General features: G+C 65.6%; 21 protein-coding genes and 3 pseudogenes. 19 read left to right on the top strand and 5 right to left on the bottom strand.

Features of this window, described 5'->3' with window-relative positions; all coding sequences use genetic code 11:
• The first annotated feature begins 152 nt into the window (after window positions 1–152).
• From bioB to bioD, 5 genes are read left to right on the top strand one after another with little or no spacing between them, the layout of a single operon-like run.
• On the top strand, window positions 153–1391 hold the full coding sequence (gene bioB, locus JOE62_RS06090) for a biotin synthase BioB (RefSeq protein WP_204721157.1): 1239 nt from the start codon (window positions 153–155) through the stop codon (window positions 1389–1391).
• A complete protein-coding gene (gene bioA / locus JOE62_RS06085; protein WP_204721155.1) occupies window positions 1388–2749 on the top strand; it encodes an adenosylmethionine--8-amino-7-oxononanoate transaminase in 1362 nt (453 codons plus the stop codon). Before bioB ends, bioA begins: the two co-directional genes overlap by 4 nt.
• Window positions 2742–3911 carry an aminotransferase class I/II-fold pyridoxal phosphate-dependent enzyme gene (locus JOE62_RS06080; protein WP_204721153.1) on the top strand — a complete coding sequence of 390 codons (1170 nt, stop codon included), beginning with the start codon at window positions 2742–2744 and terminating at the stop codon, window positions 3909–3911. Before bioA ends, JOE62_RS06080 begins: the two co-directional genes overlap by 8 nt.
• Window positions 3908–5086, top strand: coding sequence for a cytochrome P450 (locus tag JOE62_RS06075; protein ID WP_204721150.1), 1179 nt, complete (start codon window positions 3908–3910; stop codon window positions 5084–5086). The genes JOE62_RS06080 and JOE62_RS06075 overlap by 4 nt, the downstream gene beginning before the upstream one ends.
• Window positions 5083–5799: a dethiobiotin synthase gene (gene bioD / locus JOE62_RS06070; RefSeq protein ID WP_204721148.1), complete on the top strand. Its 717-nt coding sequence runs from the start codon at window positions 5083–5085 to the stop codon at window positions 5797–5799. Before JOE62_RS06075 ends, bioD begins: the two co-directional genes overlap by 4 nt.
• On the opposite strand, the gene map is transcribed toward bioD, so the two are convergent.
• The gene (gene map / locus JOE62_RS06065) at window positions 5796–6569 is read right to left on the bottom strand and encodes a type I methionyl aminopeptidase (protein ID WP_038989739.1); all 774 of its coding nucleotides are present in this window, start codon (window positions 6567–6569) and stop codon (window positions 5796–5798) included. The genes bioD and map overlap by 4 nt on opposite strands.
• 46 nt (window positions 6570–6615) lie before the next feature.
• On the opposite strand from map, the gene JOE62_RS06060 reads away from it, so the two are divergent.
• The 5 genes and pseudogenes from JOE62_RS06060 to JOE62_RS06045 all read left to right on the top strand — a co-directional run bounded on the left by JOE62_RS06060 (window position 6616) and on the right by JOE62_RS06045 (window position 9054).
• Entirely contained in the window at window positions 6616–6909 is a 294-nt protein-coding gene (locus JOE62_RS06060; protein WP_058255293.1) for a helix-turn-helix domain-containing protein, read from the top strand.
• A gap of 52 nt (window positions 6910–6961) precedes the next feature.
• Window positions 6962–7210: pseudogene (locus JOE62_RS06055) on the top strand (LLM class flavin-dependent oxidoreductase); the annotation flags it as partial.
• 81 nt (window positions 7211–7291) lie between these two features.
• Window positions 7292–7741: a recombinase family protein gene (locus JOE62_RS16835; protein WP_476729780.1), complete on the top strand. Its 450-nt coding sequence runs from the start codon at window positions 7292–7294 to the stop codon at window positions 7739–7741.
• 33 nt (window positions 7742–7774) lie between these two features.
• Complete coding sequence (locus JOE62_RS16830; protein WP_476729782.1) at window positions 7775–8665, top strand: recombinase family protein; 891 nt, start codon at window positions 7775–7777, stop codon at window positions 8663–8665.
• Window positions 8666–8844: 179 nt separating this feature from the next.
• The gene (locus JOE62_RS06045) at window positions 8845–9054 is read left to right on the top strand and encodes a hypothetical protein (protein WP_038989742.1); all 210 of its coding nucleotides are present in this window, start codon (window positions 8845–8847) and stop codon (window positions 9052–9054) included.
• 75 nt (window positions 9055–9129) lie between these two features.
• Here the strand turns inward: JOE62_RS06045 and JOE62_RS06040 are convergent, their stop codons facing one another.
• Both JOE62_RS06040 and JOE62_RS06035 read right to left on the bottom strand, forming a co-directional pair.
• Window positions 9130–10167 carry a zinc-binding alcohol dehydrogenase family protein gene (locus JOE62_RS06040; RefSeq protein ID WP_204721146.1) on the bottom strand — a complete coding sequence of 346 codons (1038 nt, stop codon included), beginning with the start codon at window positions 10165–10167 and terminating at the stop codon, window positions 9130–9132.
• A 115-nt stretch (window positions 10168–10282) separates the two neighbouring features.
• Entirely contained in the window at window positions 10283–10669 is a 387-nt protein-coding gene (locus JOE62_RS06035) for a winged helix-turn-helix transcriptional regulator (RefSeq protein WP_338085756.1), read from the bottom strand.
• Window positions 10670–10944: 275 nt separating this feature from the next.
• Between JOE62_RS06035 and JOE62_RS06030 the strand changes: the two genes are divergently transcribed.
• The 5 genes and pseudogenes from JOE62_RS06030 to JOE62_RS06010 all read left to right on the top strand — a co-directional run bounded on the left by JOE62_RS06030 (window position 10945) and on the right by JOE62_RS06010 (window position 16847).
• The gene (locus JOE62_RS06030; protein ID WP_204721144.1) at window positions 10945–12804 is read left to right on the top strand and encodes a hypothetical protein; all 1860 of its coding nucleotides are present in this window, start codon (window positions 10945–10947) and stop codon (window positions 12802–12804) included.
• Between the two features lie 242 nt (window positions 12805–13046).
• Entirely contained in the window at window positions 13047–14039 is a 993-nt protein-coding gene (locus JOE62_RS06025; protein ID WP_204721142.1) for a hypothetical protein, read from the top strand.
• A gap of 48 nt (window positions 14040–14087) precedes the next feature.
• Window positions 14088–14666, top strand: coding sequence for an HAD domain-containing protein (locus JOE62_RS06020; RefSeq protein ID WP_204721140.1), 579 nt, complete (start codon window positions 14088–14090; stop codon window positions 14664–14666).
• A gap of 200 nt (window positions 14667–14866) precedes the next feature.
• Window positions 14867–15547: pseudogene (locus JOE62_RS16740) on the top strand (relaxase/mobilization nuclease domain-containing protein); the annotation flags it as partial.
• Window positions 15548–16043: 496 nt separating this feature from the next.
• Window positions 16044–16847 (top strand): ABC-2 transporter permease, encoded by an 804-nt coding sequence (locus tag JOE62_RS06010; protein WP_420842191.1) that lies wholly within the window; start codon window positions 16044–16046, stop codon window positions 16845–16847.
• A 370-nt stretch (window positions 16848–17217) separates the two neighbouring features.
• On the opposite strand, the gene merA is transcribed toward JOE62_RS06010, so the two are convergent.
• Window positions 17218–18642 (bottom strand): mercury(II) reductase, encoded by a 1425-nt coding sequence (merA, locus tag JOE62_RS06005; RefSeq protein ID WP_061225165.1) that lies wholly within the window; start codon window positions 18640–18642, stop codon window positions 17218–17220.
• 106 nt (window positions 18643–18748) lie between these two features.
• Between merA and JOE62_RS06000 the strand changes: the two genes are divergently transcribed.
• Window positions 18749–19138, top strand: coding sequence for a heavy metal-responsive transcriptional regulator (locus tag JOE62_RS06000; RefSeq protein ID WP_166824977.1), 390 nt, complete (start codon window positions 18749–18751; stop codon window positions 19136–19138).
• A gap of 462 nt (window positions 19139–19600) precedes the next feature.
• On the opposite strand, the gene JOE62_RS05995 is transcribed toward JOE62_RS06000, so the two are convergent.
• Window positions 19601–19855: a DUF1272 domain-containing protein gene (locus tag JOE62_RS05995; RefSeq protein ID WP_204721139.1), complete on the bottom strand. Its 255-nt coding sequence runs from the start codon at window positions 19853–19855 to the stop codon at window positions 19601–19603.
• A gap of 180 nt (window positions 19856–20035) precedes the next feature.
• Here JOE62_RS05995 and JOE62_RS16735 point away from each other — a divergent pair.
• The 3 genes and pseudogenes from JOE62_RS16735 to JOE62_RS05980 form a co-directional block, all read left to right on the top strand.
• Window positions 20036–20818: pseudogene (locus tag JOE62_RS16735) on the top strand (LLM class flavin-dependent oxidoreductase); the annotation flags it as partial.
• 355 nt (window positions 20819–21173) lie between these two features.
• Window positions 21174–21611 (top strand): 6,7-dimethyl-8-ribityllumazine synthase, encoded by a 438-nt coding sequence (locus JOE62_RS05985; RefSeq protein ID WP_204721137.1) that lies wholly within the window; start codon window positions 21174–21176, stop codon window positions 21609–21611.
• Window positions 21612–21714: 103 nt separating this feature from the next.
• Window positions 21715–22089 (top strand): PH domain-containing protein, encoded by a 375-nt coding sequence (locus JOE62_RS05980; RefSeq protein WP_128469776.1) that lies wholly within the window; start codon window positions 21715–21717, stop codon window positions 22087–22089.
• The last annotated feature ends 7 nt before the right edge of the window (window positions 22090–22096 follow it).

Raw genomic sequence — 22096 nt, 5'->3', positions numbered from 1 at the left:
GCAGCAGATGCCGCGTGCGGAGCAGTGCAAGCCCCTAGCTTGAACATTGTTCAAGTTAGGGGCTTTTCGTGCTACATTAAGGCCAGCAATTGAACACCGTTCAGGACTGGCTGATTCTTGGCAGGCAGTCGCCCAACCACGCGAAGGACCCCATGAGCATCTCCACGCAACGCATCGGCACCGCAGAATTCACCGAGCTGGCCGCCCGCATCGCCGACGGCCACCAGCTCACGGAGGCAGAAGCCCTCGGCCTGCTGGCAACGCCGGACGGAGACACGACGCGGCTGGTCAACGCGGCCGGGTTGCTGCGGCGCAAGCATTTCGGCAACACGGTGAAAGTCAACTACCTGGTCAACCTGAAGTCCGGCCTGTGCCCCGAGGACTGCACGTATTGCTCGCAGCGTTTGGGCTCCAAAGCTGAAATCCTGAAGTACACCTGGCTCAAACCCGAAGAAGCGGTGCACCAGGCCGGCTTGGGCATCGCCGGCGGCGCCTCGCGGGTCTGCATGGTGGCCTCCGGAAAGGGGCCCACGGACCGCGATGTCGACCGGGTGGCTGCGATGATCGGCGCGCTGAAGGAAGACCATCCCGAGGTGGAGGTCTGCGCCTGCCTGGGCATCCTGAAGCAGGGGCAGGCCCAGCGGCTCAAGGAGGCCGGTGCCGATGCCTACAACCACAATCTGAATACTGCCGAATCCCTCTACCCGGAAATCTGCAGCACGCACAGCTTTGACGAGCGCGTCTCCACCGTCCAGCAGTCCCAGGCCGCCGGTCTCTCCCCCTGCTCGGGGCTCATCGTCGGCCTGGGCGAAACCCCAGAGCAGCTCGTCGAGGCGATCTTCGCACTGCGCGCGCTGGATGCCGATTCCATTCCGGTGAACTTCCTGATGCCATTCGATGGCACCCCGCTGGAAGGGACCTGGAACCTGACACCGCTGGCCTGCCTGCGGATCTTGGCCGTGGTGCGCATGGCCTGCCCGGACAAGGAATTGCGGATGGCCGGCGGTCGCGAGATGCACCTGCGCTCCTTGCAGGCCACCGCGCTGGAAGTGGCCAATTCGCTGTTCCTCGGCGACTACCTAACCAGCGAAGGCCAGGATGCGAAAGCCGACCTGGCAATGATTGCCGACGCCGGGTTCGTGGTGCTCGGGCAACAGGGCAAGGACCCGATGCAGCTGGCCGCGGAACTGAGCGAAGCCGCCGGCCATGCAGCGCGCCAGCCATCGGATGCCGGCAATGCCGGATCCTCTGGCTGCGCAGGTTCCTGCTGCTCCGCTGCTGATTCTTCGCCCTGCGGCAGTTCTGCCCCCGGTTGCGGCAGCGGCAACGGAAGCGCCGAACCGGTGCTGCGCCGCCGCGGCGCCGGAACCGCGCAGAGCCCTAACGCATGATCGCCACCAGAACGACGCTGCTGGAGCGGGATGCCGGGCTGCTCTGGCACCCCTATGCTTCCCTGGATGCCGGCGCGCACTATGCGGTGCGCGAGGCGCACGGCGCCCAGCTGGTCCTGGAAGACGCCGCAGGAACCCGGCGGGAGGTCATCGACGGGATGTCCTCATGGTGGTCGACGGTGCACGGCTATCGCCACCCGGCTCTGGATGCCGCGGCTCGCGGCCAGCTGGAGCGCTTCAGCCACGTGATGTTCGGCGGCCTGACCCACCAGCCGGCCATCGAACTGGCCGAACGCCTGGTCGCGCTGGCCCCGGAGAGCTTGCGCCACGTGTTCCTGGCCGACTCCGGGTCGATCAGCGTCGAAGTCGCGCTGAAGCTCGCCCTGCAATACCAGGAGGCCAAGGGCCACACCGGACGCCACCGCTTTGCCGCGCTGCGCGGCGGCTACCACGGGGACACCTTCGCCACCATGGGCATCTGCGATCCGGTGGACGGCATGCATGCCGCGTTCGCCCCGCGCTCCTCCGGCGAGCTGTTCCTGCCCAAGCCTCCGGCGGCGCGCCGCGACGCCGCCGGCGGCTGGGAATATTCAGCCGCTGAATTGGCGCAATGGGAACAGGAAGCGCACGAGCTGATCGCGGCCCACGCCACCACGCTGGCCGGGATCGTCTTCGAGCCAGTGCTGCAGGGAGCCGGCGGGATGCACATCTATCCCCCCGCGGTGCTGCGCATCCTGCGCGAGCTGGCAGACCGCCACGGGCTGGTGCTGATCGCCGACGAAATCGCCACCGGCTTCGGGCGCACCGGGCAGCTGTTCGCGGTGCAGCATGCCGGCATCGAACCGGACATCATGTGCGTGGGCAAGGCGCTGACCGGCGGGTATCTGACCCTGGCGGCGATGCTGTGCTCTTCGCGGATCGCTTCTGCCCTGTCCGGCAGCGGGGACTCGGAGAGCGCGGCATTGCTGCACGGCCCGACGTTCATGGGCAACCCGTTGGCCTGCGCGGTGGCTTGCGCTTCGCTGGATCTGCTCGCCGGGGAACCGGGCACCTCGGCAGAGCGCGCTCCGTGGCGGCAGCAGCTCGCCACCTTGGAATCCGGGTTGCGCACCCATTTGGCACCGGCCGCTGATCTGGCCTCGGTGCAGGAAGTGCGGGTGCTGGGCGGGGTGGGGGCCATCGCGCTCGCCTCCCCCGTCCAGGTGGCCGCGGTGACCGAAGCAGCCGTCCAGCGCGGGGTCTGGGTCCGCCCCTTCCGGAACCTGGTCTACGTGATGCCGCCGTATATCAGCACCCCCGAACAGCTCGCGGAACTGGGCCGCGGCGTGGTGGGCGCCGTGGAGCAGGTCCATGGCTGAGCCGGACTGGGACTCCTGGCTGGCTACTCGCGCCACGGTACGCCAGCGCCGGGGGCTGCAACGCAAGGACACGGCTGTGGCGGGGCTCTTCGATTTGTCTTCCAACGACTACCTGGGGTTGTCCGGGCATCGCGATATCCGGCAGGCCGCCGCGCAGGCCGCCCTGGATTACGGCGCCGGAGCTTCGGCCAGCCGGGTGGCCGCCGGAACCCTGCCGGTGCATCGCGAGCTGGAAGCCGGGCTCTGCGACTACGCCCAGCGCCAAGCCGCCCTGGTGTTCTCCAGCGGCTACACCGCCAACCTCGGGGTGCTCGCCGCCCTCGGCGGTCCGGGGAGCCTGTTCATCCTCGACGCGCATGCCCACGCCAGCCTGATCGACGGCGCCCGGCTTTCGGGTGCCGAGGTCGCCACCGCAGCGCATAACGACCTGGCTGATTTCACCCGCCTGCTGGAAGCCAACTGCAGCGCCCAGCGCCCCAAGCCCCGCGTGCTGCTGGTGGTCGAATCCGTCTATTCGGTATTCGGCGACGCCGCACCGCTGCCTGAGCTGGCGGCACTGTGCGCCAAGTTCGACGCTTTGCTGCTGGTTGACGAAGCGCATTCGCTGGCTGCCACCGGCCAAGGCTCCGCAGTGCTGGCCGCCGGACTGGCTGGCCACGGACGGGTAGTGTCCACGGCGACCTTGTCCAAGGCCCTGGGGTCGCAGGGCGGCGCGGTGCTCATGGGCGGGCCTGGCGCGGCGGCACTGCGCGATCATATGGTCAACACTGCCCGCACCTTCATCTTCGATACCGCGCTATCCCCTGCCGCGGCAGCCGGAGCGCTGGCGGCCTTGCGCTTGGCCGGGCCGCAACGCCGTGGCGCACTGGCGGAGAATGCACTGCTGATCCGCGACCAGCTGCAAGCCCACCCGGCCCTGGCCGGCCGCGTGGAAGCCGGAGCCGGAGCCGTGCTCTCGGTGAAGATGCCCAGTGCCGGCGCCGCAACCCGCACGGCCGAAAGGCTGGCCGTCCAGGGCATCTCGGTAGCCTGCTTCCGACCGCCCAGCGTGCCCGATGGCATCTCCCGCATCCGGCTCACCGCCCATGCCCACCACGGGCACCCGGAATTATCTGCAGCTATCCACGCGGTAGCCCGCGCCATCATCCAGGAGGATTCATGAGCTGCCCTTTCGCAGCGACGGCGAGCGCCTTGGATCTGGCACCGCTCGCCGGGCCGCTGTCCGAGGCCTACCCGGACGTTGTCAACGCGCGCTACCGGAGCATCGAGGATCCGGACACCGTCCGCGCCATCCTGGCGCGGCCCGATGAGTTCTCGCCGGCCAATGCCCTGTCCACTGCGGTGGAGCCGGAACCTGCGGCGCTGCGGGTCCTTGCCCGGGCGCGCTTCGCGCTTCCCGAGGTGCTGGCCAGCGCTTCGGGCCCAGCGCATCTGGAAGTGCGCAGGATTGTCGCTGGATTCTTCAGCCCCGCCAAGGTCCGTGCCCAGCGCGAGCCGATCCTCGACCGAGTGCGCGGGATCTGCGCGGACCTCGAACCCAGGCTGCGCAACGGGGAATCGGCGGATCTGGCCACCGAATTGGCAGCCGTGATCCCGGTGGAAGCCATGGCCCGGCTCACCGGGGTGCCAGTGCCCGACGTGGGGACGCTCAAGGCCTGGAGCCGGGACTCGCTGGAGCTGTTCTGGGGTTGGCCCGATGCGCAGCGGCAGCTGGTGCTTGCCCGCAGCGCGGCACAATACTTCGGCTGGCTGGATGCATCGGTGCACCAAGCAGTGCAACGCGACGATGGGAATCTCTACGCCGCGTTGCACCGGGCCGGGGTATCCGAACCCCAGATCCGCTCGCTGGCTTATTTCCTGGGCATCGCCGGACAGGAAACCACTTCGATGCTCATCCAGACCGCATTGTATTCGGCATTGCATGACCATCGCTGGGAAGCCCTGGCCCAGGCGGGCACGGAAGAGGCCGCGGCCCAGGGGCTGGTGCGCGAGGTGCTGGCCCGGGCCTCCTCGGTGCCGACCTGGCGGCGTATTGCCCTCAAGGACACACGGATCGGGGACCTGGAATTCGCCACCGGGGAGCAGCTGGTGCTGCGCTTGGCCGGTGGCGAGCTCGGCGCCGCCGGCGATGATTCACTGGCTTTCGGCTACGGGATCCACCGGTGCTTGGGCGCTTCCCTGGCCAGGATGGAAACCGAGCTGGTGCTCTCCGAAACCGCACGCTGCCTGCCGCTGGCCGTCGCCGATGGGCCGCCCGTGCCCTTCGGCCATCTGCTGTCATTCCAGGCGCCACCCGCAGTGCCCATCACCTACCCTGCAGAGAGGATGCTGGAATGATCCATGCAATGACCGGAACCGATACCGAGGTCGGAAAGACCGTAGCCACCGCGGTGCTGGCCGCCCGCTCACTGTCCCACGGGCACAGCGTCGCCATCTACAAGCCGACGCAGACCGGTCTGGGCGAGTCAGAACCCGGGGACGCCCAGGATGTGGCACGCTGGCTGGGCAATCCCGGCCAGCTCTCGGCCTTCGAAGGGGTGCGCCTGCGCCACCCGATGGCACCGGTGGATGCAGCGCTGTGCGCTGGGCTGGATCCGGCTGCTGTGCTGCCCACCTTGGCCCAGCACGTGCAGCAGGTCGGCGAGCTCGCTGCCACCCATGATGTGGTGATCATCGAAGGGGCCGGCGGATTGCTCGTGGAACTGACAGCGGCCGGGGAAACCATCGCCAATCTGGCGCAGGCCGTGGGGGCCAGCCTCGTCGTGGCCGCCCGCCCGGATCTGGGAACGCTGAACCATACGGCATTGACTCTGGAGGCCTGCAGTACCCGCGGTTTCACCCGGGGCACGTTGCTCCTGGGCAGCTATCCGGAACACCCCGAGCCGCTGCATCAACGAAATCTGGCGAATCTGCGGAACATGGCCGCCGGCCACGGCTGGGATTTTGCCGGGGCGCTGCCAGCTGGCCTGGTCCGCGATCCTAGCCGGTGCCGCGCCGCCCTGCATGAAGCGGCCGCGACACTGGCCTGGCCTTGCCCTGAACACTGCTAGTTCTTTGGCAGGGTGAGGATCTCGGCTCCGGTATCCGTGATCGCGATGGTGTGCTCGGTATGCGCGGTGCGGCAGCCGGTGGAGCTGCGCAGAGTCCACCCATCCTTATCAGTGACCAGCTTGCTGGTGTCTTCCATGATCCAGGGTTCAAGCGCGAGCAGCAGGCCCGGGCGCAGCGTGTAGCCCCGGCCTGCACGGCCGTCATTGGACACGTGCGGGTCCTGGTGCATCGTGCTGCCGATGCCGTGGCCGCCGAATTCCAGGTTCACCGGATAACCTTCGGCGGTGAGCACCGAGCCAATAGCGAAGGAAATATCGCCAATCTTGGCTCCCGGGACCGCAGCTGCGATACCTGCGGCCAAGGCGCGCTGGGTTACCTCGATCATCTTGAGATCTTCTGCCCGCTGCTTCTCTCCCACAATGAAGCTGATGGCCGCGTCCGAAGCGATGCCGCGCAGCTTCACCGCCAAATCCAAGGTCAGCAGGTCGCCATCGGCGAGCGCATAGTCGTACGGCAAGCCATGCAGCACCGCGTCGTTGACACCGGTGCAGATGTAGTGGCCGAAGGGACCATTGCCGAAGGCGGGGGCGTAATCGACATAGCAGGATTCCGCGCCGGCTTCCTCGATCAGTTCCTTGGTCCAGGTGTCGATTTCCAGGAGGTTGGTGCCGACCTTGACCCGGTTCTTGAGTGTTTGCAGGATGGTGCCAACAAGGCGTCCGGTGTCCCGGGCGCGGTCCAGTTCGCTGGGGGTGAGTATCTCAATCATTCCAATTATTATACCGGTCAAACTTTACCGGTACTATAATTTTTCCATGGTCAGATTGCCGCTTACTCCCCGCGAAATCGAGCAGGGAAAGAACCTTGGTGCACTGCTTCGGCGGGCGCGCGGGGAACGCACCATCCTCGATATCGCGCTCGAGGCCGGGCTTTCCCCTGAAACATTGCGGAAAATCGAGACCGGACGCGTAGCCACTCCCGCGTTCTCAACCATCGCCGCCATTGCAGCAGTGCTGGACCTTTCCCTGGACAGCATCTGGTCCAGCATGAACGACGCGGAGCCGGATAGGGCCGCAGGGCTTTCGGATAGGCGGCTGCTGCGCCGCTAGCCGTGCTGGTCCGCCGCGGAATAACGTGATGCGGCCACTTGTTGCCCCAAGCATGAAGAACATCGGCTTTTTGTCCTTCGGCCACTGGACCGACCATCCGCAATCCGGCACCCGCTCAGCATCCGACGCACTGCTGCAGGCCATCGGCCTGGCAGTCGCAGCCGAGGAGCTCGGCGCGGACGGCGCCTACTTCCGCGTGCACCACTTCGCGCAGCGATACGCTTCCCCGTTCCCGCTGCTCGCCGCCATCGGCGCACGGACCAGCCGCATTGAGATCGGCACCGGCGTGATCATCATGCGCTAGCGCATTCTCCGGTTGTGACACTCGCTCACGTATACTGTAAAAATTGTCAAAAACGTTGAGCTGAGGAACACGAACGAGGTGGCTGCCTACGTCCGGGCCTCGAAGGACCGCAAGGGCGATCGCTGGACGATCGAGACGCAGGTGAAGAGGGTCAAGGCCCTGGCGGTGGCCCGCGACTGGAAGATCGTCGAGGTGTACGACGACATCGTGGTCTCCGCGACGAAGAAGCGCGGCAAGGGCACGGGCTGGGACAGGATGCTCAAGGACGCCGAGGCCGGGCGGTTCTCGATGGTCGTCGCCGTCGACATGGACCGGCTCCTGCGCAGCACCAAGGAGCTGAACACGTTGATCGACATGGGCCTGCGCGTCGTCACGGTCGACGGGGCTATCGACCTGTCTACAGCCGACGGCGAGTTCCGAGCGACGATGCTCGCGGCGATCGCTCGGTTCGAGACGCGGCGCAAGGCCGAACGTCAGATCGCCAACAACGGTCGCAGAAGGGAGGAAGGCATACCCACGTCCACATAGAAGGCCTTCGGGTGGACAAGGAAGGGCGAACTCATCGATGAGGAGGCCGAGGCCGTAAAGAAGGCCTTCAGCTTATTCCTCGGCGACCCCTCGCTGTCGATCCGCCGGATCAGAGAGGACCTCAACAAAGCCGGCCACAAGACCGCGAGAGGATCCGAGTTCTCCGTCGACGCCGTGCGATACCTTCTCGCGAACCCCCTGTACGCCGGATACATCAAGCACTACAAGTCCGGAGAGCTGTACCCCGTTCAGGGCGACAAGTTCCAGGCCATCGTCAGCGAGCAGACCTGGCGCGCGGCAGTCTTGAAACTGGAGGACAACGTGCGCCGCGCAGCGAAGCAGGGCAACCAGCCGAAGTACCTGCTCTCGACGATCGGCCTGTGCGGCAAATGCGGGGCGACCTTGGTTGCGAGTACGAACGGCCGCAAGCAGCCGACCTACCGCTGCGGGAACCAGTTCCACCTCACCCGACAGCGCGAACCCGTCGACGTGATGGTCGAAGAAGACGTGCACGCCCTGGTGACTCCGCAGCAAGACCCGGAAGTGGACAGGGAAGCCCTGCTCTCCGAGCGCAAGGCCCTCGTGGAGCGCATCGAAGAGCTGACCCCGTTCCTCGCGGACTTCACTCAACCGGTCAAGAACATTACTGAAGGGCTCGGCCTCGCCCACAAGCGCATCAACGAGATTGACTCCACGCTGCTCGATCGCTCGGTGTCGGTGGCCGCTGATCTGCTGGCGGACGTCGACGCCCCGGCCGGCGAGGAAGCGCGCAGGGCCATCGTCGAGGCCAAGTGGGAGTCTCTGGACATGGGCCGCAAGCGGATGCTCGTCGACGAGCTCGTCACGGTGACCATCGACCCGATCCGTCCTGGCCACGTCAAGTTCGACCCTGACCTCATCCGCATCGAGCCACGACGGCGGTGACACGCCAGTCGTCTCGCCTTGAACCCGCGAGTCGACAAGTGCGGGAATAGAAGACAAGAAGATCCCACCGGGGCCGCGACTTTGAAGCGCGGGGTACTGCTCCCGGATAAGGCATCGGTGAAACAGCCCAACGAACGTGGCGGGGAACCGGAAGCACAATCATGTCTTGAGGTCTTCCGATGTCAGTCGCTATTGACAACCCCCGCGCATACGCGCCCAACAAGTCCGACCGCACCCAGAAGCCTGCACCCGCGGTCTCTGCAAAAGCAGCCGATCCGACTCTGGCGCTGGCTAAAGCCGCCGGCAGAGCCATCGGTCTCCGCCTGAACCGCACCGTGTTGACGGGTCGGCAGAGCGCGGCCGTCGTTTTCACCTTGGGCGATGCTTGAGGCGCATAAGGTTCCCCGAACGAAGAGATCCCTGCCGCAATTGCGGCAGGGATCTCTTCGTCTACTGCGCTTCGGTCAGGACTCGGCTGCCACGACGATCTTGCCGACAGCGTGTCCCGTCTCCACGTCGGCGTGCGCCTTGCGCAGCTGATCCGCGTCGATCGGCGAGTACGTCTTGGTCAGCGTGGTGCGCAGCGCACCCGCATCGATCAGCTCCGACGCCTTGTCCAGCAGTTCGCGCTGGGCTTCGAGGTCCCAGCCGTGCATCGGGCGCGCGAACATGAACTCCCAGTGCCAGGAGATCGACTTCCCCTTCAGTGCCATGAAGTCCAGGTCCTTCTCGTCATCGATCGCGACGATCTGGCCGAACGGGCGGGTCACCGCGACGAAGAACGGCATGCGTCCCTTGCTCTGCGGGGAGAACACGTAGTCCACGCCGCCCGGAGCCTCACGGAGCACCTGCTCCTCGAAATCCGCTGCGGAATGATCCACCATGGCGTCAGCGCCCAGCTCGCTCACCCATGCGCGCGACTCGTCACGGGACGCGGTGGCGATGACTTTCACGCCGGTGAGGGCCTTGGCGAGCTGGATCATGATGGAGCCGACGCCGCCGGCCGCGCCGAGCACGAGCAGCGTGCCGGTGCTCGACGCGTCGAGCTTCAGTTTGTCGAAGAGCGCTTCCCACGCGGTGATCGTCGTCAGCGGCAGCGCCGCCGCCTCGGCGTGGGTCAGGGTCGCGGGCTTGCGTCCCACGATGCGCTCGTCCACGAGGTGCCATTTCGCGTAGGTGCCGGGACGCCCCAGCGCTCCGGCGTAGTAAACCTCGTCGCCCACCTGATAGCCGGTCACGGCATCGCCGACGGCCAGCACGATGCCGGAAGCGTCCCAGCCCAGGACGCGATCGTCGGTCGGGCCGCCGGCCCCAGCGCGGATCTTCACGTCCACGGGGTTCACGGAGACCGCCTTCACATCGACGAGGATGTCATGACCGGTCGGCGCTCCAGGAGCGGGCATGATCGCGTCGGCGAGGCTGTCCTCGCCCTTCAGCGGGCCGCCGGATCGGGAGACGACTGCGGGGATCGTAGTCAGTTCGGATGTTGTTGCGGGTGCCATGTGGTTCTGGCCTTCCTTGGGTCGCGGAGAGCCGCGGGCAGCGGCTCATGGTGCGACGCTATTCCGGAGGCCCTAGTTACCCGCAAGGGGCACTGCTTACCCCGAGGTAAGCGACCTATCTCGCGGCGACCGAAGAAGTCGCGAGATCGTAGTGCGACTCAGCCCAGTCCCGCAGCGCGAACACCGGGCCCAGCGCTGTGCGTCCTGCCTCGGTGAGCGAGTACTCCACGTGCAGTGGCACCGCCGGGATGACCTCGCGATCCACCAGGTCGAAGCTCTCCAGTCTGCGCAGCGTCGCGGTCAGGACTTTCGGGGACACGCCTTGGAGCTGGCGCTGCAGCGCGCCGAAGCGCAGAGGGCCGTCCTCCAGCGCGCCGATGGCGAGCGCTGCCCACTTGTTGGCGACCACGTCCAGCAGATCCCTGCACGGGCACTCAGCCGAGTAGACGTCGCCTCGGACGGATCCGTCCGCAGCGACCTTGGCGTCGTCACAAATAGTCACATTCGCTCCTTCTGGTCAGAATCGACCTGATCACTTCCCATTAGAAAGTAGCACACCTTGCGGATAACTATCGCCCAATGGACAACTTCATCCCGAGTGCGAGGCTCGCTGTCGCGCAATGTTGCGCGCATGCAGGCGCTGCATCTGACGCACGCGCCATGGATCACGCCGGGAGCCGGGACTCGTCTTCGAGACCAAACCAAGGTTCGCCTGCTCTCAACGCCATGAGCGCCCACTCGCTCCATCATTCGAACTATCCCTTGAAAGGGGACATTATGGTCACTCTCATCGAACGCACGCTTCAGCAACCCGTCAGCACGCATCTGCGTGCAGGTGCTGCTGCCCACCTGATCGTCGATCATCTCGGCGACCTCATCGCCCGTGCCGACGCGCATCTCACTCGCGAACGGTACACGGACGACACCTTCACCAAGGACGATTCGTACCGCCTGCGCGGGCACGAGAGCTTCGGGGAATCCCATTGCCGAGTGGCGAAGGAGCTCGACGGTTTCTCCCGGAGGTTCAAGGACCAAGAAGTGCTCGTGAAGGCCTTCGCGGCAGTGCTCTCTGCGGTGCGGCGCGACAGCCCGTCCCTGGTGGAGACTGGGCTCTCATACCGAGCTGCGCTCGAAGCATTCCGCGACGAGTTCGAGCCGGCCGCTTCAGCTCCCTTGGCGCAAGTGGCCATTACCGACGAGGGCATCAGCGCCTGGGTGAACCTGCTCCACCCGGTCCAGGCCAGCGGCGACCAGCGATTCCTCGCCGCGATCACCCAGCTGCTGGAACTTCGCCGAAACTCCGGCGACCACCTCACTCCTGACGAGCGGATCGCTGTGCGCGCGGCCTATTGGTTGATCGATCGCGGCATCCAGATCCCCACCTCCTACCCGATCTGGGGCACCTCGGGCTTCAGGGACGTGCAGACCTACGCCTCGATCACGGATCCCGGGGAGGGACACCTCGCCGGCACAGTGCTCCGGCAGGAGAACCTGCACGGCGTGATCGTGCACGTCGAACACCTCGAACGAGGAGTGGACCGCAGCCGCGAGGAGCTGGAGCCGTATCGCATCCCATCGCCGCGCACAGTGGCTCGGGTCAGGCTGCACGTTGGGTCGGCTGCGCCGACATCCAGCTATATCGGTCGCCCGCTGTTCGACGGCACGGTCGAGGACTCGCTCATCAAGACGAGCCGCACGTTCGCCGCAGCAGCCACGTCTCTGCTCGCGGACGGGTTGGCTGAAGTGAAGTTCGCGGTGGAGCGCATGACCGCGAGCGAAGCTGTCCAGCTGCTATCCTCGCTGGCCAACGAAGTGCGCCGGGACCGGTACGCCCAAGTGCTCTCGGCCGCGTTCAATATCAATGTTCCGCTCCTTGACGACAGGCCTGAAGTCGTGGCAGTGACGGGCGAGCCTCGCTGGGCCAGGACCCAACGCGAGATCGGCCTGCTCGGCGTCGAGATCGCCGCGGCCGCCGGGTTCGATAAAGTGACGTGGGACGGCACCGCGGACACGTACCCGAGCCGCTGCATCACCGACCAATTGACGAAACCGGTCACCGTGGAGCTGGTCCACAGGGCGCACGAAGCTGGCCTGCTGACGTATTTCTCCGCAGGCTTCCGCTTCAGCAACATTCCTGATGCGGTCACGACCGGCGTGGACGGCATCGGGATCGGCGGGGCGCAGATCCTGCGCTACATGGACAAGAAGACCGGCAATCATGGGCCGTTCCTCCCCGACAACATTGCGCGCATTCTCGCCGTCCGTGATCAGTCCGCCGACTCGGTCCTCGGGCGCGGGGCGCAGCTGCTGGCTCGACTCGACCGGCTCTACTACGAGGGAACACTGGACCTCACGGATGATCCGCTCCGGATCGAACTGTTCCAGGCGCTCCAGCAGGGCGACGAGGTCGGCACCAGTCGCATGATCGAAGCGTTGCCTCATGTCATTGAGCGCGGTCATGACATCGAGCAGCCGCTCTTCGCATGGGCTCACCGCTTGTTGACCAGCGGCGACGTCCTCGCCAAGCGGCGCATCCATGAGGAAAGCTGGGAGCCGTTGCTCGCCATGGTTCGCAACGCCCTCGCCCGCAACGATGCATCAGCCCTCGCAGGCCATCTGCGAGCAATCTCCGCATAAGCACTTTCCCCATCATTTGACGCCCCTGCCCCTCAAGAGCGGCAGGGGCGTCTCGCTTTCCCCAGACTCGTGCTATCACGCACGCAGTAGCGGCTCTGGTTCCATGTTCCAAATCAGCTTCACCTACTCACTAAATACATCCCCCTTGGTCATGATGCTTAAAGTTCCACGGACTATAAGCATCATTTCTGTTCCTCGCGTTCAGTAACGACCGCCGAAGGTCAGAGCCGTGGGCTCTGCTGGTGATGCTCACAGATCCCAGCTTCATTGACTGCTTCACGAAGGATGTACATCGCATAACCTCGTCCAAGTTCCCTCGCGGCTTCGTCGCCGTATCCAGTTCCATGCTCGCTGCGGGCTTACTACTCTCGGGCTGCTCCAACGGTGGCTCCGCTGACAGCAGCGGCGCAAAGCCCGGTCCAGCCGAAGCTTCAGAGGATAGCGCCGTCTACCAGTTCGAGAACCTCCGCGTCGCGGACCCGGACGATGCCCTCCCGTTCGTTTCCAGCAACTCGCCGGTCACCATCGAGCTCTCCGACGAGCTGAAGCAGGCAGTCCCCGAGGGCCGAAGCCTCGCCGTCGAACGGTTCGAGGTAACGTCCAAGGCATTCGACACGGGCTACTGCCGCGTCGACGTCCAGGTCTCCTACGCGAGCGGAGACGTTGAGCCCCTTCGAGCGTCCGAGTCGTCCAGACGGAAAGCCCGCGCCGCCGACGCCAGGGCGAAACTTGAGAAATTGTTGAAGACGAGTACTTACAAAGGTTCGCTCGACAGCTTCAAGCAAAAGCTGAAGGACGGTAGCCTCCAGAAGGGGCTAGAGGCTCAAAGCTTCAAGAGCAACGATTTCGAAGAACAGTTCTACGCTGCTGCTGGACTTGCCGTTGGCCAGGATGAGTACAAAGAGCCGACCGTTCCAGATGTCTTGCCGGTATCTGTGAATGAGTCTGCGGCCATTGTCGATGCGCTACCAGGTGACGATGGACTGGAACAACGGAAGGACTACGTGACGAGCGACGGCGCGAACGTGACCCGAGTCGACGAGTGCAGCACCAGTCGCAGCGACTCGCTGGTCAAGGTCGACTTCCCCTACCTGGAGAAGAGAGACTCGTTCGCTGATGCCGACGTCGCAGTGGTCAAGGGTGCCGAGGGGGCTCCGGACGGGACCACCCAGACCGTAGCTGGCGAAGTCGAAGCAGAGGTCGGCGTCACCGGTCAGTGGGTCGCGAAGGACTAGAAGCAGGGCTCACGCAGCCGTGGGACCCTTGATGCAGAGAGGGGAATAATGGCAACGCCCAAGCACTGCGGACACCCAGTGGTCGCGCTGGACGTCGACGGCGTGCTCAACGCGGACGCATCTGCTGCCGAGCTCGGCGCGGGCTGGATCGACTGCCGGGTCGAGATCCCGGCTTCCGATGTCCCGGACTCGCCCTTCGTCTCCGGGCCCGGCCGGGTTCCGCTCTCACTGGAGCTGACCATCAACCCAAGTCTGCACGGCCCCTGGATCGAGTGGCTCCGAGAGTCGGCCGACGTGGTCTGGGCGACCACGTGGGAGGAAGCGGCCAACAAGCACCTCGCGCCATTGCTCGGCATCGAGCCCATCCCTGTCGCCGTGTCCATGCGAGAAACCCCACCTCGGTTTGGCGTCGCCATATCGCGCGATGCAGTGATGTGGAAGGCCATGGCTCTCCAGCGGCGCTACAACGGTCGACCTGTCGTTTGGATCGATGACGGCAATCGGGTGTTCGCGCGCAAGCTCGGACGTCTTTTCCACATCGTCACCACCAACCCTCGTCTCGGCATCGCTGAGGGGCAGATGAACGAAGTCAACGAGTACGTGCGCAGAAAGGAGCCTCGGCGGTGATTGACAGGATCCACTACGAGGACCAGGCCGACTGGGCTCCGTCCGACTGCTACTCGCTCTGGCGCTACTTCGACCGCCTGGCCGAGTACATCGGCCCGACGCGGGCACAGGCTCAGTGGCCCGAGTATCGCTCGGCCCGCATCAGCACCAAGAAGACCGGCGTGCGCGACGAGGAGCTCGCAGCTATCGACCTGGCCCGGATGCCCGCGGAGAGTCAGTGGCTCCTGCGCGCCGTGCTCTTCTCCCAGCAGCGCTACGAGCTCGCGCTGGAGAAGTTCCCGAACCTCGGCGCACTGAGCCACGCGGTCCCGCCGTCTGCGCCCCGGGGATACGCCCAGTACCCGGCTTCCGTCCGCGCCGCGCTCGACCCCGTCGAGGCGCGCCGCGAGTCGATGGCCGACATCGTCGCGAGCTGGGACCTCGAAGGCGCTCGCCCCGACGAGCAGGGCATGCGGATCGTCCGCGACTACTACATCCGGGGCAAGGAGGACGAGCGCGGGGTCGCGGTCACGTGCGACGTGCCGGGCGGCCCGGGTGCGTTCTCGGCGCGTGCCCGCGCGCTCACGCAGAACACGAAGCGCGATATCGAAGCCCTCCACTACCGGCAGAGCTTCAGCGATGAGGAGTTCGACCCGAAGAACCCGGAGGACGTGCAGCGGGTGAACGATCTTGGATACCTGCTCGCGAAAAAGATGCACCCGGATTCGGACTGCCTCGTGGTGACGCATACGGACGGTCGCCGGGGTAAGGCCCACAACCACATCCTGGTGATCAACCACAACAGCCGGACCGGGAAGGCACTCTCGGACTACCGTACGTTCCACGACCGCAAGGCCGGGAACCAGCGCGGCGTGCAGTCGGCGAACGACGAGCTGATGCGCGAGCACGGGCTCTCGGTCGTGAAGCGGCAGGAGCACGCGCCGAAGGACTGGGAGCTGCGCCGCGAAGACTTCGCCGAGGGGTCGCTCGACCGCGAGATGGGCGACCGGATGAGCGCCGCCCTGGCCGATCCCCGCGCGGTAAACAAGGCCGGTCTCGAAGCGGTGATCGCGGAACAGAACCAGCAGCTCGGCGACGACGACGAGCGGGTGCCGCGGATGCGCCTGCACACCGCCGTGAGCAAGCGGGGCAAGAACGTCGGCAAGGAGACCTGGACGCTCTACATCGAGGACCGCCGCGGCGAGTCCGGGCGTGCCGAGCGCCGCAAGCGCACGAGCGCACTCTCGGCGGACTTCACCCCGGAGGGCGCGCAGGCGTTCTTCGACTACCACCAGCAGCAGAAGGAGCAGGAACATGAGCGCAGCACTCGACAGGCTGAAGCAGCAGAACGGGCCCGTGCAGTCGCCGCAACCGCTCGGCAGTCCGGAGACGATGTAGCTGTTGACCTCGATCCTCGCCGCCGTCGAGGCGCAGAATACGAGGATCGCCACGCTGACCGAGCAGCAGAAGAAGCTCGCGGGGTTCGTGAAGGTGGACAGCGAGGAGCAGGAGAAGCAGCTCTCCGCGATCTCGCATCAGCTGACCTCAACGTCGCCGCCGCCGGAGTCGAACGAGAACAGCGAACTGCTCGCCGGAATCGCGTCCACTCTCGCGGGTATGAGCGTGAACCTCAACGGGGAGAGTCTGAAGGGCTCAGCCTCTAAGTCCGAGGCTGCCGCCAAGCATCTCGATGAGAGCCGGGCTAAGTTCGAGCGGGCCGCGAACGGTGCGCAGAAGGCCTGGCGGGAGTCGATCACCCAAGCCAGCGCCGAGGCGACGAGCGCGATCAGCACGGCCCGGGATCAGGCTGTGCAGTCGATCGAGAGGGCCGCTGCCGACGCCGGGGCCGTGGCAACAGCCAAGATTGACGCCGCGAACGAGCGGGCCGAAAAGATCATCGCCACAACGGCGAAGCTGGAGGCCCGTCAGCTTTGGTCTGTCGCCGCGTCGATGTGCCTCGCGCTGCTGCCGGTCGCAGTGATCGTCGCGGGTGTTTGGATGGCCGTCGCCGGGCTTATCACGGGCGCTCAGTGGTCCCTCGACGTGGACGGGAGCGTGTGGCTCGGGATCGGTCGCTGGCTCGTGGTCTCCATGGGCCTCGCCGGGGCCGGCTACGGACTCTTCGCGTCCGTCCGCTGGGTCGCCGGTCTCGTGGAGACCTGGAAGGGCCGCGGGATGCCGAGGTGGCCCCGTTGGCGGTGATGGCTGGATCCGATCGAGCTACCGGTTCCGATCAGCAGTCGAAGGATTTTCGCAGCAGCCAGTCCTGCGGCCTCGGTGCCGCCGCCGTAGCCTGACGAGCATCCCGGCCGTGACGGCCATCGCGACGGCGATCCCGGCACCGATGATCCAGGGATTGCCGAGGAGCCCTCCGACGCCTGCGAGTGCTCCGCCCGCCGCGATGAGCGGCAGGCCGCAGCAGAGCAGCAACGGAAGCGCGCAGCATGCCAGTAGGAGCAGCCCGGTCCCTGCGGCGACGATGGGACCGGCGCGCCGTTCGTCGCGGTCGTGATCGGCGCTCGTCGTCTGGACCTCTTCCGGATGAGATCTCCCCGATTGCATGCGTTGCCGTTCATGCGCAGCACGAGAGCAGTGACGGGTCGGTGGTGAAGGACTTCGCGGCGATCCGGATGCCTTCGGTCATGGTCAGGTAGGGGGCCCAGGCGTCGGCGACTTCGGCGATGGTCTTGCCGAGCACGTGGACGCCTGCGGCGGCGAGTTCCCCGGCGTCCTTGGCGACGGCGGTGAGGCCGAGGATCTCGCTCGTATCGGCGTTCACGACGATCTTGATGAACCCGCGGGTGTCGCGGTTGATCACCGCCCGGGGCACATACTCCAGGGGCAGCACGCGGCAGTCGCAGCGGATCCCCGCGGCGACGACCTCCTTCTCGGTCATCCCGACCGCGCCGATCGCCGGTCCGGTGAACGTCACCCGCGGCAGATGGGAGTAGTCGACGGACCGGTCGGCGTCGGCGAACGCGTTCTCGGCGACGAGGGTGCCGTGGTGGGCCGCGACGTAGACGAACTCCGGGTGCCCGGTCACGTCGCCCGCGGCCCAGATCCGCGGGTTCGACGACTGCAGATGGTCGGAGACGACCACCTCGCCGGAGTCCCCGGTCTTCACCCCGACCGCATCGAGGTTCAAGCCGTCGGTGACGGGACGGCGTCCGAGGGCGACGAGCACCTGGTCGGCGCGGAACTCCTGCGAGCCGCCGGACACGTCCGCGGTAACCACGACCTGCCCGGTCGCCGCGTCCCGGGACACCCGGGTCGGCACCGCGCGGCGGACCACCCGGATGCCCTCGTCGGCGAACACCTCCTGCAGTGTCCGGGACACCTCCGGCTCCTCCTTCGACGCGAGCCGGGACCGCACCAGCACGGTGACCTGGGAGCCGAGGCGGGCGAACAGCTGCGCCTGCTCCAGGGCGACGTAGCCGCCGCCGAGCACCAGCATCGACTCGGGGACCTCGGTCAGGTCCATCGCCGTGGTCGAGGTCAGGTACCCGGCCTCGTCCAGGCCGTCGATCGGCGGAGCCCACGGCCGCGCACCGGTGGCGACCAGGTAGTGCTCGGCCTCGATCGTCTCGACCGCTCCGTCTGCGGCGGTGACCTCCAACACCGGCGCGTCCGGGGTGCCCGCGAACCCGGCGTCTCCCCGCCGGACGTGCCACCCGTATGAATCGGCGACGTCGGCGTACTTCTCGCCCCGCATCGTCTCGACCAACGCCTGCTTCCCGGCGATCAGCGCGGGCATGTCCACTGGGCCTGCCGTCGTCGCGATCCCCGGGAACCGGTCGGCGGCGTCGGCGGCGACGTGCCGTGCATCGGCGGCGGCGATGAGGGCCTTCGACGGCACGCAGCCCGTGTTCACGCAGGTGCCGCCGAGCGTGCCACGCTCGATCATCACCACCGACTTCCCGAGCATGGTCGCGCGAATCGCGGCGGCGAACGCTCCGCCGCCCGATCCGATGATGGCGAGATCGTACTTCGTAGGCATCGCTGCTCCCGTCAAGGCTTGGACTTCTGTTCCGTTTCAGCCATACTGGACCTTCCAGTGCAGGGGAAGGTCAAGCGTGGCCCCTGCCGAATGATCGGAGGCCGCAATGCGCATCGGAGAACTCGCCGAACGCGCGGGCACCACCTCGAAGACGCTCCGGTTCTACGAAGAGCAGGGACTGCTGCCCCCGGCCGACCGGACGCCATCCGGGTACCGCGACTACGCGTCCGACGCCGTCGCCCGGATCGACTTCGTTCACCGTGGCCAGGCCGCAGGCCTCACCCTCGCCCAGATCCGCCAAATCCTCGACATCCGCGACAGCGGCCACGCGCCCTGCGAGCACGTGCGAGACCTCCTCGACGCGCGCCTGGCCGAGATCGAGCAGCAGATCGCCCAGCTCACCGCCCTGCACGGCACCATCGCCGACCTCCGGCACGACGCCGCGCACCCGGACCCCGACACATGCAGCCCAGACCAGGTCTGCCGGTACCTGTAGAGGGACGCGGACCGAGAAAACGAGAGCCATAACACGAACATGCGCTACTCGAGTTCGCTTCAAGCGACCGTGTCGAGCGCCTCCAACGACCGCTTGGAGGCCTGTCAGCTCTGGTCGTACACTGCCAGGGTGTGTGCCTGACGCTCCTGCCGGTCGCGACGTTCATCGCTGGGCTCTGGATGGGTATCGGTGGGGCCTTCGCTGGTATCCATTGGGCACTCGACGTGAACGGCAGTGCGTGGCTCGGCATCGGTAAGTAGGCCGCAATCGCCTGCGACCACTCTGTCGTCGTCGGCTGCGGCTTCTTCGTGTCCGTCCGACGGATCACTGGCTTGGTCGAGACTTGAAAGGACCGCGTGTTCCGAAACGGCCAAACCGAACGAGGTAAGGACGAGCTTGTGTCTAATTACTTGAGACTAGGTGATACACGCTGGTAAGAAGGGCTCGACAGTCACCTGTGTTTCAGGCACGGGCGAAGCGGGACAGACAATTGGGATTCACCACACGCTTCGATGACGGTGGGTTGTCTCGAAGGAGCCGCGCTGGACGGATCGGCCGCGGTGTGAGGTTGCCGCCGCAGTTCGGGCAGGCTCGATCTTCGAAGTGGTCGACGCAGACCGCGCACCAAGTGCACTCGAACGTGCAGATGTAGACCTGCGGATCATCGGCCGCGAGATCCCGGTCGCAGCACTCGCAGTTAGGGCGAATTTCCAACATAGAGCAAGTTTAGCCGACACATCACATGCTCAGGCTTCGCGATCGAATGCCATGTATCCCGCCACTAGTTAGGGTTCAACTACAACGTCCACGGGTCGAGGCCGTCCTCGCCCATGTCGCCCCGCACTCGACTGGCGCTGAGCGGTCCACACACCTTGGAGAGGCTAACGTCATAACTCGAATATGCGCTACGAGAACCCGTTGTACATGGCCGAGGATGCAGGTTCAGCCGACCTGATTTCCAATCGCCGGCTGCAGCTGGGCATCAGCCGCGGCTCGCCCGAGCAGGTTATCGACGGTTGGCGGCATTTCGGCTTCGAGCCCCGCGAAGGCGAATCGGATGCCGACATGGGCCGCCGCCACGCCGAGCGGCTGCTCGAAGTGCTCTCCGGCGAGGGCTTCGCCGAACCCAGTCCCAAGCCGATGTTCCCCAACCCTCCCGGCTTGCTGCGCATCGAACTGCACTCCAGCACCTTGCGCGAGCGCATCTGGTGGGGTTCGGGCTCCAATGCCACCGCAGTATGGGCGGCGAAGCTGGGAATGAACCTGCAAAGCTCCACGTTGAAGGACGATGAATCCGGCAAGCCTTTCCACGTCCAGCAGGCCGCGCAGATCGCGCTCTACCGCCAGGCCTGAAAAGATGCCGGCCATGCCCGCGAGCCACGGGTATCGGTCAGCCGCAGCATCTTCGCGCTGACCGACGAGCGCGATTGGCAGTACTTCGGCCGCGACCGCTACAGCTCCGACCAGGTGGGCAACATCGATGCCAAGACCCGTGCGGTCTTCGGCAAATCCTACGCCGGGGAACCCGATGAGCTGGCCAAGAAGCTGGCCGAGGACGAAGCGATCGCCGCAGCCGACACGCTGCTGCTTACCGTTCCGAACCAGTTGGGCGTCGATTACAACGCGCACGTCATCGAATCGGTGCTCAAGCACGTGGCCCCGCAATTAGGTTGGCGGTAGCACAACGAAGGATGGTGCGCCTGGATTGACCGTGCCATCATAGCCACATCATGATCAGCCCGTTGCCGCAAGGCGCGGGCTGGTTTTCTGTGTGCAGGAGCGCCAGATGGCAGAGCATTCGAAGCACCGGCTGGAACGTATCAAGGTTTGCCGCGACAGTTCCAAACCAGCCGGACGTCGATTACAACGCGCACGTCATCGAATCGGTGCTCAAGCACGTGGCCCCGCAACTGGGTTGGCACTGAAGCGGGGGAATCGTTACGCCGACTCCTTCCCCAGTTATTTCATTGAGATCTGCAGCACTAGGGTGGTTCAAAAGAACAAGAAGATTTCACGCAGATCCAGGGAGTAACTCATGAGCAAGCCATTGAACATCGCCTTCATCAAGGCCAGTTGGCACGCGGATATCGTTGACCAGGCGCTTGCCGGGTTCAAAGCCGAGATGAAAGCTTCCGGGCAGGAATGCTCCATCAACGTCGTTGCCGTACCCGGTGCCTACGAAATGCCGCTTCAGGCCATGCGCCTGGCGAAGACCGGGAAGTACGATGCTGTGGTGGCCGCGGCCCTGGTGGTTGACGGCGGCATCTACCGCCACGACTTCGTGGCCCAGGCTGTGGTCGACGGGCTGATGCGCGTGCAGCTGGACACCGACGTGCCGACCTTTTCGGTCAGCCTGACCCCGCACCACTTTCACTCGAACGATGAGCACCAGGCCTTCTATTTCGAGCATTTCCTGAAGAAGGGTGCAGAGGCTGCCCGCGCAGTGCGGGCAGTGGCAGCTATCGAACTCTAGCGAATTCGCGAAAACAGGCGTGCCGCCTTGGCCAAGATTTCACCGGCCAAGGAGGCACGCCTGTTTTTCTCAACCTGTCCCCCGCGCTCGGTACCCTCGGTGCATGATCGATTTCAATAATTCTTCCGTCTTCAAATTGGGTCCCTGGGACCTGTCGCAGGTAGCTCCTGAAATCATGCCCATGCTGGTTGCTGGCGAAGAGCTGCAGGCCGCCTTCAAGGGCGCCCGCGACTACGTGGTGTTCACCAACAAGCGGCTCATCGCCGTCAATGTGCAAGGCATGACCGGCAAGAAGCGGGACTACACCTCGTTGCCGTATTCGAAGGTCCAGTCGTTCTCGGTTGAAACGGCTGGAACCTTCGATCTGGATGCTGAACTGGATCTCTGGTTCAGCTCACTGGGCAAGGTCCGCTTGGAGTTCAAGGGCAAAGTGGATATCCGTGCCCTGTCCCAGCTGGTCGCCGGCTACGTCTTGTAGCGGAATC

Source organism: Glutamicibacter nicotianae (genome assembly GCF_016907615.1).
Taxonomy (GTDB): domain Bacteria; phylum Actinomycetota; class Actinomycetes; order Actinomycetales; family Micrococcaceae; genus Glutamicibacter; species Glutamicibacter nicotianae.
The sequence above is the reverse complement of the archived record's forward strand: the minus strand, read 5'-3'. Positions and strand labels throughout refer to the sequence as shown.

Bases quoted from the DNA above. Each gene is read 5' to 3' on its own strand.
- JOE62_RS06020 (WP_204721140.1), top strand. From the start codon at position 14,088: ATGGCAACGCCCAAGCACTGCGGACACCCAGTGGTCGCGCTGGACGTC.
- JOE62_RS06045 (WP_038989742.1), top strand. From the start codon at position 8,845: ATGTCAGTCGCTATTGACAACCCCCGCGCATACGCGCCCAACAAGTCC.
- merA (WP_061225165.1), bottom strand. From the start codon at position 18,642: ATGCCTACGAAGTACGATCTCGCCATCATCGGATCGGGCGGCGGAGCG.
- JOE62_RS06075 (WP_204721150.1), top strand. From the start codon at position 3,908: ATGAGCTGCCCTTTCGCAGCGACGGCGAGCGCCTTGGATCTGGCACCG.
- JOE62_RS06080 (WP_204721153.1), top strand. From the start codon at position 2,742: ATGGCTGAGCCGGACTGGGACTCCTGGCTGGCTACTCGCGCCACGGTA.
- bioB (WP_204721157.1), top strand. From the start codon at position 153: ATGAGCATCTCCACGCAACGCATCGGCACCGCAGAATTCACCGAGCTG.
- JOE62_RS06030 (WP_204721144.1), top strand. From the start codon at position 10,945: ATGGTCACTCTCATCGAACGCACGCTTCAGCAACCCGTCAGCACGCAT.
- JOE62_RS05995 (WP_204721139.1), bottom strand. From the start codon at position 19,855: ATGTTGGAAATTCGCCCTAACTGCGAGTGCTGCGACCGGGATCTCGCG.
- JOE62_RS06040 (WP_204721146.1), bottom strand. From the start codon at position 10,167: ATGGCACCCGCAACAACATCCGAACTGACTACGATCCCCGCAGTCGTC.
- map (WP_038989739.1), bottom strand. From the start codon at position 6,569: ATGATTGAGATACTCACCCCCAGCGAACTGGACCGCGCCCGGGACACC.
- JOE62_RS05985 (WP_204721137.1), top strand. From the start codon at position 21,174: ATGAGCAAGCCATTGAACATCGCCTTCATCAAGGCCAGTTGGCACGCG.
- bioD (WP_204721148.1), top strand. From the start codon at position 5,083: ATGATCCATGCAATGACCGGAACCGATACCGAGGTCGGAAAGACCGTA.
- JOE62_RS05980 (WP_128469776.1), top strand. From the start codon at position 21,715: ATGATCGATTTCAATAATTCTTCCGTCTTCAAATTGGGTCCCTGGGAC.
- JOE62_RS06060 (WP_058255293.1), top strand. From the start codon at position 6,616: ATGGTCAGATTGCCGCTTACTCCCCGCGAAATCGAGCAGGGAAAGAAC.
- JOE62_RS06000 (WP_166824977.1), top strand. From the start codon at position 18,749: ATGCGCATCGGAGAACTCGCCGAACGCGCGGGCACCACCTCGAAGACG.
- bioA (WP_204721155.1), top strand. From the start codon at position 1,388: ATGATCGCCACCAGAACGACGCTGCTGGAGCGGGATGCCGGGCTGCTC.